This window comes from Pseudomonas sp. Irchel s3h9, assembly GCF_900187475.1.
Classification (GTDB): domain Bacteria; phylum Pseudomonadota; class Gammaproteobacteria; order Pseudomonadales; family Pseudomonadaceae; genus Aquipseudomonas; species Aquipseudomonas neuropathica.
The window spans coordinates 26,047-40,231 of sequence record NZ_FYDH01000017.1; the positions used below are offsets into that span (position 1 = coordinate 26,047).

Sequence of the window (14,185 nt, forward strand, 5' to 3'; positions counted from 1 at the left end):
CGAAGCATGCCGATACAACCTGGGCTCTACCAACATTACAAAGGTCCGCAGTACCGCGTATTCAGTGTTGCGCGGCATTCCGAGACCGAAGAAGAAGTGGTCTTTTACCAAGCCCTGTATGGCGATTACGGCTTTTGGGTACGCCCTCTGAGCATGTTTCTCGAGTCAGTCGAGGTTGACGGCGAGCAGGTGCCACGCTTTGCTTTGGTGCAAGCCGAACCGAGCCTTTTTTCCAAGGCATAAGGCGAGTGCGCACAGAACCCTGTGCTTGACCTCACCTTGTATCAACTATATATAGCGGTGCCGCGTCAGGCGCCAACCGCCTTTCACTTCTAGAATTCAGGAATTTTCTGATCCATGGGCAAATCGCTGGTCATTGTGGAATCCCCGGCTAAGGCCAAGACCATCAACAAGTATCTGGGTAACCAATACGTGGTGAAGTCGAGTATCGGCCATATCCGAGACCTGCCCACCAGCGGTTCGGCTAGCGCCAGCAAAGAGCCAGCCGCCAAGCGCGGTAAGGCTGCTGCGGGCGAAGGTCCGGTGCTCTCGCCGAAAGAGAAAGCGCGCAAGCAGCTGGTCTCGCGTATGGGGGTCGATCCCGATCATGGCTGGAAAGCCCAGTACGAGATCCTCCCGGGTAAAGAGAAGGTCATCGAAGAGCTGCGCCGGCTCGCCAAAGATGCTGACACCATCTATCTCGCAACCGACTTGGATCGCGAGGGGGAAGCCATTGCCTGGCACCTGCGCGAAGCCATCGGTGGTGACGACAGCCGCTACAAGCGTGTGGTGTTCAACGAAATCACCAAGAAAGCGATTCAGGAAGCTTTCTCGGAACCGGGTGAGCTGGACATTGATCGTGTCAACGCTCAACAGGCGCGTCGCTTCCTCGACCGCGTTGTCGGTTACATGGTCTCGCCGCTGCTGTGGGCGAAGATCGCTCGTGGCTTGTCCGCCGGTCGCGTGCAATCGGTTGCCGTGAAGCTGGTGGTCGAGCGTGAACGTGAAATTCGCGCGTTCAACCCGGAAGAGTACTGGGAAGTGCATGCCGATCTCGGCACCACCAAAGGCTCCACCGTGCGTTTCGAAGTGGCTCGCGAAAAAGGCGAAGCGTTCAAGCCGCTCAACGAAGCTCAGGCCATGGCCGCGCTGGAGAAACTCAAATCTTCCAGCTACAGCATCGTCAAGCGCGAAGACAAACCGACCAGCAGCAAGCCGTCGGCGCCGTTCATCACATCGACCCTGCAGCAGGCTGCGAGCAACCGCCTGGGCTTCGGCGTGAAGAAAACCATGATGATGGCCCAGCGTCTTTACGAAGCCGGCTACATCACTTATATGCGTACCGACTCGACCAACCTCTCGGCTGATGCCGTGGCGATGGCGCGTACTTACATCGAAGACGAGTTCGGCAAGAAGTACCTGCCGGAAACGCCGAACGTCTACAGCAGCAAGGAAGGCGCACAAGAGGCTCACGAAGCGATTCGTCCTTCTGACGCCAACACCACGCCAAGCAAGCTGGCGGGTATGGAGCGTGACGCTGAGCGTCTCTACGAGCTGATCTGGCGCCAGTTCCTTGCTTGCCAGATGCTGCCGGCGCAATACCTGTCGACCACCGTCAGCGTAGGCGCTGGTGACTTCGAGCTGCGCGCCAAGGGTCGTATCCTCAAGTTTGACGGTTACACCCGTGTCATGCCGCAGATTGCCAAACCGGGTGATGACGACGTTCTGCCTGATATGGCGCAGGGCGACGTGATGAAGCTGATCAAGCTCGATCCATCGCAGCACTTCACCAAACCGCCGGCCCGCTACTCGGAAGCCAGTCTGGTGAAAGAAATGGAAAAGCGCGGTATCGGTCGTCCTTCGACTTACGCTGCGATCATTTCGACCATTCAGGATCGCGGTTACGTGACCCTGCACAACCGTCGTTTCTACTCGGAAAAGATGGGAGACATCGTCACCGAGCGTCTGTCGGAAAGCTTCTCGAACCTCATGGACTACGGCTTCACCGCAGGCATGGAAGAGAACCTCGATGACGTGGCGCAGGGCGAGCGCGACTGGAAAAACGTACTGGACGAGTTCTACGGCGACTTCAAAAAGAAACTCGAAGTAGCCGAAAACCCGGACAGCGGTATGCGTGCCAACCAGCCGGTCATGACCGACATTCCGTGCACGACTTGTGGTCGTCCGATGCAGATTCGTACCGCGTCGACAGGCGTTTTCCTCGGTTGTTCAGGCTACAGCCTGCCGCCGAAAGAACGCTGCAAGGCCACCGTCAACCTGGTGCCGGGCGATGAAATCGCTGCGGACGACGAGGGTGAGTCGGAATCGCTGGTACTGCGTGGCAAGCACCGCTGCCCGATCTGCAGCACGGCGATGGACGCTTACCTGCTGGACGAGAAGCGCAAGCTGCACATCTGCGGTAACAACCCGGATTGCGCCGGCTACGAAATCGAAGAAGGCAGCTATCGCATCAAGGGCTACGAAGGTCCGAGTTTGGAATGCGACAAGTGCGGCAGCGAGATGCAACTCAAGACCGGGCGTTTCGGCAAGTTCTTCGGTTGCACCAACCCGACCTGCAAAAACACCCGCAAACTGCTGAAAAGCGGTGACGCGGCGCCGCCGAAGATGGATCCGGTGAAGATGCCTGAGCTGAAATGCGAAAAGGTCAACGACACCTACATCCTGCGCGACGGTGCTTCCGGCCTGTTCCTGGCGGCCAGTCAGTTCCCGAAAAACCGCGAGACCCGTGCTCCGCTGGTGATCGAGATTCTGCCGCACAAGGACGAGATCGATCCGAAGTACCACTTCCTCTGCGACGCTCCACAGAAAGATCCTGATGGTCTGCCGGCGGTGATTCGCTACAGCCGCAAGACCAAGGAGCAATACGTACAGACCGAAGTCGATGGCAAGCCTACCGGTTGGAAGGCGTACTTCGACGGCGGCAAGTGGACGGTTGAAGACAAGCGTACGAAGCCAAAAGCTGAGTAAGCCTTAGCCTGATACTGAAAGGCCGCATGAGAACTCTTGGGTTTTCATGCGGCCTTTTTGTTTTGTGCTTGCGGTGGGATCGGCTGATCCACGACACTGTCCGGCCTGTGTGAAGCAATTATTTCGTTGTGGAGAGCGCCGTCATGGCTCACGAACTCTATACCCGCACCAACCAGAAGATCTATTTCGCCGGACTGTCGCTCGAAGCTCTGGCTCGCGCCGAAGAGGGGCGAGCGATGAATTCGCTGGCGTTGATTCAGGCGGGGCGTGAATCGGCGTTGTTTCACCTTTACGGCGCCTTGCTCGGTCTCTGTCACGAGATCGCTGGTTTCTATCGTCTGCCGCAGGCCAATGCACCACGCGCCGAGATGCTGCTGACACGTGAGGTGCTGGAGTCGATCGCGATTCCCGAGTTGGCCGAGATGGTCGAACTCGCGGGCAACTCTGAAACCTGGCTGGCAAAACTGCTGGCTGCGCATTCGGCGCTGTTTCAACCGCCACGGGTGCCACACAAGCCCAAAGGGGACGTGACTCAGCCGCTAATTCAGGCGATTAATCTGGATGAAGAAGAAGCGCCAGAAGAGTTGAGTCGAGAGGAGCTGGAGAGCTGGCGGCAGAATCTGAAAGGCTTGGCGATTCGCTTTCGCGAAGGCTTGAACGAGTGCTGAGGGTGATTGACACGGTGGCAATCTGAAACATGCTGCTGGTCAAGATCCCGAGCGAAGCCTGAATGATGTCTATATAATCCCTGCCTTTCGTGGAGAACAGACCTTTATGCCAACGTCCTTTCTAGAAATTGTCGAGTTACCAGACGGCCGAATCGAACTGCGCAGGGCTGAGGACGAGGGTTCTCTGGTGACGCTGGATTTCTCCGACGATGCCAAGGCGTTCCTTCAAGGTCAGCATGTAGAAATTGCCAAGGCGATGCTAAGCGTCGGCGTGCAGATGGCCGGTCGTATGGTCGAAGGCGAGTTTGATAAGGAAGAGGGGCCGCGGGTTCTTCATTGATCCGCGCCTTTGCTTTTTAACGTTACCGCTTCAGATCGGCTTCTCTGTCCCTGGAGAAGCCCTGCGCTTCACACAGCGCGTAGTAGCAAACCTCAACCCAAACGAATATTCAGGCTCTGAGCTTCGCCCGTGCGTGCGGCGCTGATCAGTTGTTGCCGCGAGTGGGTGTTTAGCGGGTTGAGCCAGGTGACCACAGTGTGGCTGCGCCCCAACCGCAGAGCTTCGCACGCCAGTTGCTGGGCGCTTTGAGCGCCCCGTGGTTGAAGTAGCAGAATACGTTCGCGGTTCAGGCCGGCATCCCGCAGCCAGGTTTGAGTCAGGCTGGCAGGTGGCGCGATCAATGTCAGCCAACGTGCGTCCTGATCTTCACTGAGTTCGCGAAGAATCGGGGCGAGCAGGTTCAGGCAGTTCCCGGCCGCACCACGCAGTGACAGCTCACTGAATACTTCGGGTTCGGCATTCCAGGGGCGTTCGACCACGTCTTTCAGGATCGGCGCCATCGGTTGCGCCAGAAACGCTTCGAATAAAGGCAGTTGTGTTTGCTGGGGGGTGTGTGGGAACTGCATAAAGCCTCCTTTAGCGGCGGATTACGCCGACACTCAAGCCTTCGATCACCAGTTCCTGATCTTTCAGGTCGACTTCGATAGGGGCGAACTCGGGGTTTTCGGCAATCAGCCAGACCTTGCTGCCTTCACGCTTGAAACGTTTGACCGTCACTTCGTCGCCGATACGGGCAACGACGACCTGGCCATTACGTGCTTCGCGGGTGGTGTGCACGGCAAGAAGGTCACCATCGAAAATGCCGATGTCCTTCATGCTCATGCCGTGTACGCGCAGCAGATAGTCGGCGCGCGGATGAAAGAAGGCCGGATTGATGTTGCAAGACTCTTCGATGTGCTGCTGAGCGAGGATTGGCGCGCCGGCAGCGACCCGGCCAATGATTGGCAGGGTAGAGTCGTCGGCCTTGGCTTCAAAGCCGGGAATGCGAATACCGCGAGAAGCGCCCGGTGTCATCTCGATGGCGCCTTTTCGGGCCAGAGCCTTGAGATGTTCTTCAGCCGCGTTCGGCGACTTGAAGCCCAGTTCCTGAGCGATTTCCGCACGGGTTGGCGGGTAGCCGTTGTCTTCGAGGCAGCGTTTGATAAAGGCCAGAATCTCGGCTTGGCGTGGCGTCAGCTTTAGCATATTGATCGCTCTGTCTTTTTATACAGTGACTGGGATTATATACAGTGAAGCGTCCTTGGCAATGCCCGTTTTTTTGCAGGCCGCCAGACGGTCGGTATTCGTGCTTATTAATGAGTTGGGCTTGTGTGGTTAAATAGCTGACCGACCATTCCCAAAACGAACCGGCAGGCTTGACAAGGCACAGGCTGAAACGTATGTTTCAAACAAGTGTTTGTCAGGCGGAGTAGCCATGGCCCAGTCGGAAACCGTTGAACGCATTCTTGATGCTGCCGAGCAGTTGTTCGCGGAGAAAGGTTTCGCCGAAACCTCATTGCGTTTGATCACCAGCAAGGCCGGCGTCAACCTGGCAGCGGTGAACTATCACTTCGGCTCGAAAAAAGCGCTGATTCAAGCGGTTTTCTCGCGCTTCCTCGGGCCGTTCTGCATCAGCCTCGATAAAGAGCTGGAGCGCCGTCAGGCCAAGCCTGAAAACAAGCCGACGCTTGAAGAGCTGCTCGAAATCCTCGTCGAGCAGGCCCTTGTGGTGCAACCACGCAGCGGCAATGACCTGTCGATCTTCATGCGCCTGCTCGGCCTCGCGTTCAGCCAGAGCCAGGGCCACTTGCGCCGTTATCTGGAAGACATGTACGGCAAGGTGTTCCGTCGCTACATGCTGCTGGTCAACGAAGCCGCGCCACGCATTCCGCCGATCGAGCTGTTCTGGCGCGTGCACTTCATGCTCGGCGCCGCGGCGTTCAGCATGTCTGGCATCAAGGCGTTGCGCGCAATTGCCGAGACCGATTTCGGCGTCAACACCTCCATTGAGCAAGTGATGCGCCTGATGGTGCCGTTCCTCGCTGCGGGCATGCGTGCCGAAACCGGCGTCACCGATGCGGCGATGGCTACCGCACAACTGCGCCCGCGCAGCAAATCAACGCCGGTCGCCGCCAAGGTTTAACCGCGCACGGGTGGGCGCGGCAGCTTGTATCCGCTAAGCTAGCCGCCCATGCCGACTCTCGTTCTGAACCCGAAATCCATACAAATTGCCAACCTGCCGAGCATTGCTCAGGGTAGCGATTTGCTGCGGATCGGGTTTTTCGTTTTCAAGGAATCTCTATGACTGCTGGCCTGCAAGGCTCGTTGATGGTGGACGTCGCCGGTACCTGGCTGACGGCCGAAGATCGCCAATTGTTGCGTCAGCCCGAAGTGGGCGGCCTGATCATTTTCGCGCGCAACATTGAGCATCCGCGTCAGGTGCGTGAGCTTAGCGCGGCCATTCGTGCAGTTCGTCCTGATCTGCTGCTCGCGGTGGATCAAGAGGGCGGTCGCGTGCAGCGCCTGCGTCAGGGCTTTGTGCGCCTGCCGGCCATGCGTGCCATCGCCGACAACCCGAACGCCGAATACCTCGCCGAGCAATGCGGCTGGATCATGGCCACCGAAGTGCTGGCGGTCGGTCTCGACCTGAGCTTCGCCCCGGTGCTCGATCTGGATTACCAGCGCAGCGCTGTTGTCGGCACCCGTTCATTTGAGGGCGATCCGGAGCGCGCCGCAGTGCTTGCCGGAGCGTTCATTCGCGGCATGAACAGCGCGGGCATGGCTGCTACCGGCAAGCATTTTCCTGGCCACGGCTGGGCCGAAGCCGATTCCCACGTGGCGATCCCGAACGACGAGCGCAGCCTGGACGAGATCCGCGCCAACGATCTCGTGCCCTTCGCCAGGCTCAGCAAACAACTGGCCGCTGTGATGCCGGCCCACGTTATCTACCCGCAAGTCGACTCGCAGCCTGCCGGCTTCTCCCGGCGCTGGTTGCAGGACATCCTGCGCGGCGAATTGCAGTTCGACGGCGTGATCTTCAGCGACGACCTGTCGATGGCCGGCGCCCACGTTGTTGGCGATGCCGCCAGCCGCATCGAAGCCGCACTGACTGCCGGTTGCGACATGGGGCTGGTGTGCAACGACCGCGCTGCTGCAGAGCTCGCCTTGAGCGCCGCACAACGCATGAAGGTCAAGCCATCGGCCCGAATCGCGCGCATGCGCGGTCAGGCCATTGCCAGCACCGAATATCGTCAGGATCCGCGCTGGCTCACCGCCATCGGCGCGCTCAAAGACGCTCAACTGATCGATTAAGGATTTTTCGCTATGACGGTTTACGCAATCATCGGTGGCACGGGCCTGACTCAACTCGAAGGTTTGACCATTCGCCAATCGCTGGCAGTGGACACACCCTACGGCGCGCCATCGGCCGACGTGCAGATTGGCGAGTACGCCGGCAAGGAAGTGCTGTTCCTCGCCCGTCACGGCCACCCGCATCGCTTTCCGCCGCACAAGGTCAACTACCGCGCCAACCTGTGGGCGTTGAAGCAGGCCGGTGCCGAAGCGATCATCGCGGTAAATGCGGTGGGCGGTATTCACCCGGCCATGGGCACCGGGCATTTCTGCGTGCCACACCAGATCGTCGACTACACCAGCGGCCGCGAACACACCTTTTTCGCCGATGATCTGGAGCACGTCACCCATATCGACTTCAGCTTCCCCTACAGCGAGCCGCTGCGTCAGCAATTGATTGCGGCGGTGGCTGCCGAAGGCTGCGAATACAGCGATCAAGGCGTGTATGCCTGCACTCAGGGCCCGCGTCTGGAAACCGTGGCGGAGATCGTGCGTCTGGAGCGCGATGGCTGTGACATCGTCGGCATGACCGGCATGCCGGAAGCTGCACTGGCCCGCGAGCTGGATCTGGATTACGCCTGTCTGGCGCTGGTGGTTAACCCGGCAGCGGGAAAAACCACCGAAGTAATCACCATGGCCGAGATCGAGCAGGCCTTGCATGACGGCATGGGCAAGGTTAAGTCGGCGTTGGCGCGGGTGTTGGCCGGCTAAGGACTGCCCATGAGCATTATCATCGAACAGCTTAAGTCGTTGGCCTGGGCCCGGGCATTCACTAGCAACGCGCTGGCCAAGGCTCGGGCTTATGCCGCCGATGATCGGGTAGAGATCATCGAGATCGATGACAGAAAGATCGAGGCGTTCTGCGTCGGTTCGGAAGATCAGGCGTATGAACAAACCATTTACCTGTCCGAAGATCGGCTGGGTTCCGTCAACTTGCGTTGCCTGTGCACCTGTCCTGTCTCAATCGACTGCAAACACTGCGCTGCGGTGCTCTATCACCTGCAGGGCAGTGATCATGAAGCGTCCGAAAGTAACGCACAGACCCAGTTGGGGCGGGCGCTGGAACATTGGCTTTCGACCATTCCCGTGCCGGCCAAGCCCATCGAAGAAGGCGCGCAAACTGCAGGCACGCGCCTGTTTTACAAGCTCAAGCCGACGTCAGTGAGCGGCAAGTGGCTGCTCGATATTTTCAAGGTCTCCCAGCTCAAGAGCGGCGAGTTGCGCGAAGTCAAACCGATGTATTCGCTGGCGGAAATGCTCATGCGTCAGCCCGGCTACCTGTCCGAGCTGGATCTGCGCGTCGCCAGGCTGCTGGTTGCCATGCACTCCCATCACGCCTATTACAGCGGCTATCCGCTGGAAGGCAGCAGCGGCGCCGAACTGCTGGAAGTGCTCCTGCGCACCTCGCGGCTGTTCCTCGATTTCGAGGATCTGCAACCGTTGATGTCTGGCGCGAAACGCATCGGCCAGTTCGCCTGGGCCGAGCAGGCCGACGGCGGGTTCCGCGCGCAGTGGAGCAGTGCCGAGGCTGCGCAGGAAACCGTGCTGGCGCTGGAGCCGCTTTATTACCTGGATCGTGAACAGCGGCAGATTGGCCCTCTGTTCAATGAACTGGATGAAAAACTGGCCAGTCATTTGACTCTGGCGCCGGACATTCCGGCGCGTCAGGCCATGCAGTTCAGTCATCGCATGAGTGCGGCAACGAGAATCCCGCCGCCACACCAACTGACCGAACGAATCATCGACGACGTACTACCGCAGCCGCAACTCACCCTCGTCAGCGGTCGGGAGCGCTCGCGCTGGGAATACGTTCTTGAGCACCGCGCCGCCCTGGTGTTTACCTACAACGGCCAGCCGACGGTGGATCGCAACCCGGAAGTAATGATCCTCAACGGTACCGAAACCCAGCGCATTCAACGCCAGCCTGCGGTGGAAAAGAAACTGCGTCAGATCCTGCAAAAGTTCGGCTTCAAGAAAGCCACCCGCAAGAGTTCGCTGGATCGTCCCGGCGAGATGTTCACGTTGCCGGATGATTCCGCCTGGCTCGGGTTTATGCACGAAGGGCTTGCCACGTTGCGCGCCTCGAACTGGGAAGTCGAGATGAGTCCCGGCTTTCATTTCAATGTGCAGCCAGTCGAGCATTGGTACGCCGAGGTCGAAGAAGAGGCTGGGCATCAGTGGTTTGATTTGCAGTTGGGTATCGTCGTCAATGGCCAGCGCTACAGTTTGCTACCGATCCTTCTGCACTTGTTGCGCACCCAGCCGCGCTTGCTTGACCCGGTCAATCTTGCACAACGCAGCGATGACGAAAAACTCCTGATCGAACTGAAGCCCAGCGGTTTTGGCGACCCATCGGGCGCCAAGGTCGCGCTGCCGCTGAGTCGGATCAAACCGCTGATGGCCACGCTGGGCGAGTTGTACCTGGGCGGTCATCAGGGCGATGCACTGCGCTTGAGTGTCCCGGACGCCGCGCGCTTGAGTATGCTTGATGGCGTACCGCTGGATTGGCAGGGTGGCGAGCGGCTGCGCACCTTTGCCAAGCGCCTGCAGGATGCCAGTCACACCCACGTTGCTGCGCCGGCCGGCCTTAACGCGCAACTGCGCCCGTATCAGCTCGAAGGTCTGAACTGGATGCAAACCCTGCGCGAGCTTGAAGTAGGCGGCATTCTGGGCGATGACATGGGGCTGGGCAAAACGCTGCAAACCTTGGCGCATCTGCTCACGGAAAAACACGCCGGACGCCTCGATTGCCCGGCACTGGCGGTGATGCCGACCAGCCTGATTCCCAACTGGCTCGACGAGGCCGAGCGTTTCACCCCCCAGTTGAAAGTATTGGCGCTGCACGGCTCGGGGCGGCAAAAGGATTTCGCTGATCTGGCTGGATACGATCTGGTACTGACCACTTACGCTTTGCTGCCGAGGGATCTCGAGGTTCTACAGCCGCAGTTGTGGAGCGTGCTGATTCTCGACGAAGCGCAGAACATCAAGAACCCGCTCAGCAAAGCCGCGCAGGCCGCACGCGATTTGCAGGCCCGCCAGCGCTTGTGCCTGAGCGGCACGCCATTGGAAAACCACTTGGGCGAGCTTTGGTCGCAGTTTCATTTCCTCATGCCCGGTTGGCTCGGCGACAGCAAGTCCTTCAATCGCGATTACCGCACGCCAATCGAAAAGCACGGCAATGTTCAGCGTATGCAGCACCTGACAGCGCGCATCAAGCCGTTTTTACTGCGCCGCAAAAAGGATCAGGTGGCCACCGAACTGCCGCCGAAAACCGAAATCATCCATTGGGTGGATCTCAGCGACGGCCAGCGCGATGTCTATGAAACCGTTCGCGTGGCGATGGATAAAAAAGTGCGCGACGAAATTGCCCGCAGTGGCGTGGCGCGCAGTCAGATCATCATTCTGGATGCCTTGCTCAAGCTGCGGCAGGTCTGTTGCGACCTGCGCCTGATCAACATGCCGCTGACAGCGAAGGCGCTGCGCTCCGGCAGTGGCAAGTTGGTCAGCTTGATGGAGATGCTCGAAGAGTTGCTCGGCGAAGGTCGAAGAATCCTGCTGTTTTCGCAGTTCACCTCGATGCTCGCCTTGATCGAGGAAGAATTGCAGCAACGTGACATTGCCTATTCGCTGCTGACCGGGGACACCACGGATCGACGCACACCGGTGAAGGATTTTCAGGGCGGCAAGGTGCCGCTGTTTCTCATCAGTCTCAAAGCGGGTGGTACCGGTTTGAACCTGACCGCTGCGGACACGGTGATTCACTTCGACCCTTGGTGGAACCCGGCGGTGGAGAATCAGGCCACCGATCGTGCGTATCGAATCGGGCAAAACAACCCGGTGTTCGTTTACAAGCTGATTGCTCGTGGCACGGTAGAGGAAAAAATACAGGCGCTGCAGCAGGAGAAAGCGGCGTTGGCCGGAGCGGTGCTTGAGGGTGGGACGACAGGTGGCTGGAAACTGGAGCAGGGCGACATCGAGGCGCTGTTTGCACCGTTGCCTGTTGCCAAGGGCTGAGCCCTAAGTAATAGAGCAATATCTGATGGCCCCATCGCTGGCAAGCCAGCTCCCACAGGGTTGGGAGTCGTACACAAAACTGTGTTCCAACTCGGTACCTGTGGGAGCTGGCTTGCCAGCGATGGCTATCTAACAGGCGACGCAGATCTCAACGCTTGTCGAGCTTATCCGGCAACGGCGCAAACAACGCCTCAATATCATCACTCTGCAACTTCCAGTCCCCGGCCTTGCGCCCATCCAGCACGCCCGCTGCCAAGTCGGATTTTTCCTTTTGCAGGTGCTGAATCTTCTCTTCCACCGTGCCCCGGGCAATCATCTTGTAGACGAACACCGGTTTCTCCTGACCGATCCGATAGGCACGATCCGTCGCCTGATTCTCGGTGGCCGGGTTCCACCACGGGTCGTAATGAATCACCGTGTCGGCCTCGGTCAGGTTTAAACCGACGCCGCCGGCCTTCAGGCTGATCAGAAAAATCTGACGCTTGCCACTCTGGAATTCCTTCACCGGCTTGCGCCGATCCCGGGTCTGGCCGGTCAGCAGCGCGTAAGCGACATTACGTTTTTTCAGCTCGTCTTCGATCAAGGACAGCATCGAGGTGAACTGCGAAAACAGCAGAATCCGCCGGCCCTCCTCGAACAGCTCCTCGAGCATTTCCATCAGGCTGTCGAGCTTGCCCGAGGTACTGCCGCGAGCGGGCAGGGTGGCGTCATTGACCAGGCGCAGATCGCAGCAAACCTGACGCAACTTGAGCAGCGCCTCAAGAATGATGATCTGGCTGCGCGCCACGCCTTTGCGGGTGATCTCGTCGCGGACCTTCTTGTCCATCGCCAGGCGCATGGTTTCATATACATCGCGCTGCGCTTCGTTGAGATCGACCCAATGGATGATCTCGGTTTTCGGCGGCAACTCAGTCGCCACTTGTTCCTTGGTGCGGCGCAGCAGGAACGGTTTTATCCGACCGTTGAGGTGCTGAAGCCTGACTTCACTGCCGCGCTTTTCAATCGGCACGCGGTAATCGGCGTTGAAGCTTTTTACGTCGCCGAGCCAGCCCGGCAGCAAGAAGTGGAACAGCGACCACAGCTCGCCCAGGTGGTTTTCCAGCGGCGTGCCGCTGAGGCACAAGCGCTGACGCGCATTCAGTTCGCGCGCGGCTTGAGCGGCTTTGCTGTTCGGATTCTTGATGTACTGCGCTTCATCCAGTACCAACACATGCAGCGGCTGCTTGGCCAGACGTTCGACGTCTTTTGGCAGCAGGGCGTAGGTGGTTAGGATCAGGTCGAAGTCGGCCAGGTTATCGAAATGCTTTTTGCGAGTGGCGCCATACAGGGCAACCACTTTCAGTTGCGGCGTAAAGTGCGCCGCCTCATCGAGCCAGTTCGGAATCAGGCTGGTCGGCATCACCACCATGCACGGACGATCGAGGCGTCCGGCGATTTTCTCGCTGAGAATATGCGCCAGGGTCTGTAGGGTTTTACCCAGCCCCATGTCATCCGCAAGAATCCCGCCGACTTCCAGTTGCCGTAGCGACTGCATCCAGCTCAAGCCTTCGAGCTGATAAGGGCGCAACGTCGCATTCAAACCTTCCGGTGCTTCTGTGCTGAAATCACGAATATCACGCAGACGTTGGGCAAACGTGCGGATCTGTTCGCCGCCCTCCCACAGCAGCGGAAGGCCTTCCAGCGAATTGAGACGCGTGGCATCGGCCTTGCTCAGGCGCAGGGTGGTTTCGCCCGGCTCTTGTAAGTAAAACTCCCCGAGCGTCATCAGTACCGGCTTCAGCCGACCCAGCGGTAAGGCCACCTGCAACGGCCCGTGCTCGCTGTTGCGCTGCGGAATATTCACCAGAATCAGCTCGTCATCGCGGCGGCGCGCCAGGCGTTCCGGGTTGAGGATTTCCGCGTGCGAGCGCATCAGATTGAGCAAGATAGGCAACAGACTCAGGCGCTCACCATTGACGATGATCCCCAGTTCCAGATCAAACCAATCGCGTTCCGGCACCTGCTCGACGGTGGCGTACCAGTCATCAACGGCGGTCAGGTCAAAACCGAATTCCTCGTCGATCTGCAGTTCCCAGCCTTGGCTGCGCAGTTTCGGCAGGTCGTTGAGGGTGAACGTCAGCCAAGCGCTGTCATTGACCATTTCGTACAGCTCGCCAGCGCTCTCCGGCAGGGCTTTGCTCTGGCGGGTGGCGATGCGAAAGCCGAGGATGCGCAACTGTTCGCGGTACGACTGCTCGACATCCGGATGGCGTTTGACGCGCAGCGTCTGGCTTTCCTGGCGAATCAGGATGTCGCTGTTCTTTTGTCCGCTGACGTATTCATCCAGATAGCTGAACGACAACGCCGCGCGATGCTGAATGTAGCGCTGCATCTTGCCGTTGCGCGGTTCGAAGGCGCTGAACTCGACGCTGGCCAGCCATAGGCGCGGCATTGGCTGCACATTGTCGACCAGCACTTGCGGTGGCGCCTTCGGGCTGCGGTTTTCCAGCACGGCTTGCAGCTTTTCCAAGAGTTCGGCGTCTTTGGCGGCGGCAGGGTAATCGAGGGTTTCCTGCACTTTCAGGAGCACCGCTGCGCAGTGTTTGCAGTTGCTGCGAACCGGGCAGGTGCAGCTTGCATCGACCAGGAGCAAGGTGCTTTTGGCGGATTCGCGCAGCTGGATGGTCTGGCGGTAAACGTTACCGCCAGAGCCTTCGCAACTGGCGGTGATGGTCGCATCGCCGACCTGGGCGATGCGTACCCGGTTTTCCAGGGCATAGCGGCGGCCACGCTCCAGGCTCTGTTCCTTGAATCGGCTGACCCAGGAGGGTGCCAACGGTTTACTCAGGGGCGGGGACATAAGGAC

At 59.0% G+C, this 14,185-nt stretch carries 11 protein-coding genes; 8 read left to right on the forward strand and 3 right to left on the reverse strand.

What is annotated here, in order from left to right:
• Positions 1 to 6 precede the first annotated feature (6 nt).
• The 4 genes from CKW26_RS24465 (at position 7) to CKW26_RS24480 (ending at position 3,996) form a co-directional block, all read left to right on the forward strand.
• Positions 7 to 243 carry a DUF1653 domain-containing protein gene (locus CKW26_RS24465; RefSeq protein ID WP_007910467.1) on the forward strand — a complete coding sequence of 79 codons (237 nt, stop codon included), beginning with the start codon at positions 7 to 9 and terminating at the stop codon, positions 241 to 243.
• A 114-nt stretch (positions 244 to 357) separates the two neighbouring features.
• The gene (topA, locus tag CKW26_RS24470) at positions 358 to 2,988 is read left to right on the forward strand and encodes a type I DNA topoisomerase (RefSeq protein ID WP_095050466.1); all 2,631 of its coding nucleotides are present in this window, start codon (positions 358 to 360) and stop codon (positions 2,986 to 2,988) included.
• 143 nt (positions 2,989 to 3,131) lie between these two features.
• Complete coding sequence (locus CKW26_RS24475) at positions 3,132 to 3,656, forward strand: DUF6586 family protein (protein WP_007910470.1); 525 nt, start codon at positions 3,132 to 3,134, stop codon at positions 3,654 to 3,656.
• Positions 3,657 to 3,762: 106 nt separating this feature from the next.
• Positions 3,763 to 3,996: a hypothetical protein gene (locus tag CKW26_RS24480; RefSeq protein WP_007910471.1), complete on the forward strand. Its 234-nt coding sequence runs from the start codon at positions 3,763 to 3,765 to the stop codon at positions 3,994 to 3,996.
• Positions 3,997 to 4,088: 92 nt separating this feature from the next.
• On the opposite strand, the gene sulA is transcribed toward CKW26_RS24480, so the two are convergent.
• Together sulA and lexA are read right to left on the reverse strand one after the other, a co-directional pair.
• Entirely contained in the window at positions 4,089 to 4,562 is a 474-nt protein-coding gene (sulA, locus tag CKW26_RS24485; protein ID WP_095050467.1) for an SOS-induced cell division inhibitor SulA, read from the reverse strand.
• A gap of 10 nt (positions 4,563 to 4,572) precedes the next feature.
• Positions 4,573 to 5,181: a transcriptional repressor LexA gene (gene lexA / locus CKW26_RS24490; RefSeq protein ID WP_003226590.1), complete on the reverse strand. Its 609-nt coding sequence runs from the start codon at positions 5,179 to 5,181 to the stop codon at positions 4,573 to 4,575.
• Between the two features lie 229 nt (positions 5,182 to 5,410).
• Here lexA and CKW26_RS24495 point away from each other — a divergent pair, with 229 nt between their 5' ends.
• The 4 genes from CKW26_RS24495 to CKW26_RS24510 all read left to right on the forward strand — a co-directional run bounded on the left by CKW26_RS24495 (position 5,411) and on the right by CKW26_RS24510 (position 11,340).
• A complete protein-coding gene (locus tag CKW26_RS24495; RefSeq protein ID WP_007910473.1) occupies positions 5,411 to 6,118 on the forward strand; it encodes a TetR/AcrR family transcriptional regulator in 708 nt (235 codons plus the stop codon).
• 158 nt (positions 6,119 to 6,276) lie between these two features.
• A complete protein-coding gene (nagZ, locus tag CKW26_RS24500) occupies positions 6,277 to 7,287 on the forward strand; it encodes a beta-N-acetylhexosaminidase (RefSeq protein WP_095050468.1) in 1,011 nt (336 codons plus the stop codon).
• Between the two features lie 12 nt (positions 7,288 to 7,299).
• Entirely contained in the window at positions 7,300 to 8,037 is a 738-nt protein-coding gene (locus CKW26_RS24505) for an S-methyl-5'-thioinosine phosphorylase (RefSeq protein ID WP_016986745.1), read from the forward strand.
• Between the two features lie 9 nt (positions 8,038 to 8,046).
• Entirely contained in the window at positions 8,047 to 11,340 is a 3,294-nt protein-coding gene (locus CKW26_RS24510; RefSeq protein ID WP_095050469.1) for a DEAD/DEAH box helicase, read from the forward strand.
• 148 nt (positions 11,341 to 11,488) lie between these two features.
• Here CKW26_RS24510 and CKW26_RS24515 read toward each other — a convergent pair whose 3' ends face one another.
• Entirely contained in the window at positions 11,489 to 14,179 is a 2,691-nt protein-coding gene (locus tag CKW26_RS24515; RefSeq protein ID WP_095050470.1) for a DEAD/DEAH box helicase, read from the reverse strand.
• Positions 14,180 to 14,185 lie beyond the last annotated feature (6 nt).

Excerpts from the sequence above, each read along its gene's own strand:
- CKW26_RS24510 (WP_095050469.1), top strand. The coding sequence starts at position 8,047 with ATGAGCATTATCATCGAACAGCTTAAGTCGTTGGCCTGGGCCCGGGCA.
- lexA (WP_003226590.1), bottom strand. The coding sequence starts at position 5,181 with ATGCTAAAGCTGACGCCACGCCAAGCCGAGATTCTGGCCTTTATCAAA.
- CKW26_RS24515 (WP_095050470.1), bottom strand. The coding sequence starts at position 14,179 with ATGTCCCCGCCCCTGAGTAAACCGTTGGCACCCTCCTGGGTCAGCCGA.
- CKW26_RS24480 (WP_007910471.1), top strand. The coding sequence starts at position 3,763 with ATGCCAACGTCCTTTCTAGAAATTGTCGAGTTACCAGACGGCCGAATC.
- CKW26_RS24465 (WP_007910467.1), top strand. The coding sequence starts at position 7 with ATGCCGATACAACCTGGGCTCTACCAACATTACAAAGGTCCGCAGTAC.
- CKW26_RS24505 (WP_016986745.1), top strand. The coding sequence starts at position 7,300 with ATGACGGTTTACGCAATCATCGGTGGCACGGGCCTGACTCAACTCGAA.
- CKW26_RS24475 (WP_007910470.1), top strand. The coding sequence starts at position 3,132 with ATGGCTCACGAACTCTATACCCGCACCAACCAGAAGATCTATTTCGCC.
- nagZ (WP_095050468.1), top strand. The coding sequence starts at position 6,277 with ATGACTGCTGGCCTGCAAGGCTCGTTGATGGTGGACGTCGCCGGTACC.
- sulA (WP_095050467.1), bottom strand. The coding sequence starts at position 4,562 with ATGCAGTTCCCACACACCCCCCAGCAAACACAACTGCCTTTATTCGAA.
- CKW26_RS24495 (WP_007910473.1), top strand. The coding sequence starts at position 5,411 with ATGGCCCAGTCGGAAACCGTTGAACGCATTCTTGATGCTGCCGAGCAG.
- topA (WP_095050466.1), top strand. The coding sequence starts at position 358 with ATGGGCAAATCGCTGGTCATTGTGGAATCCCCGGCTAAGGCCAAGACC.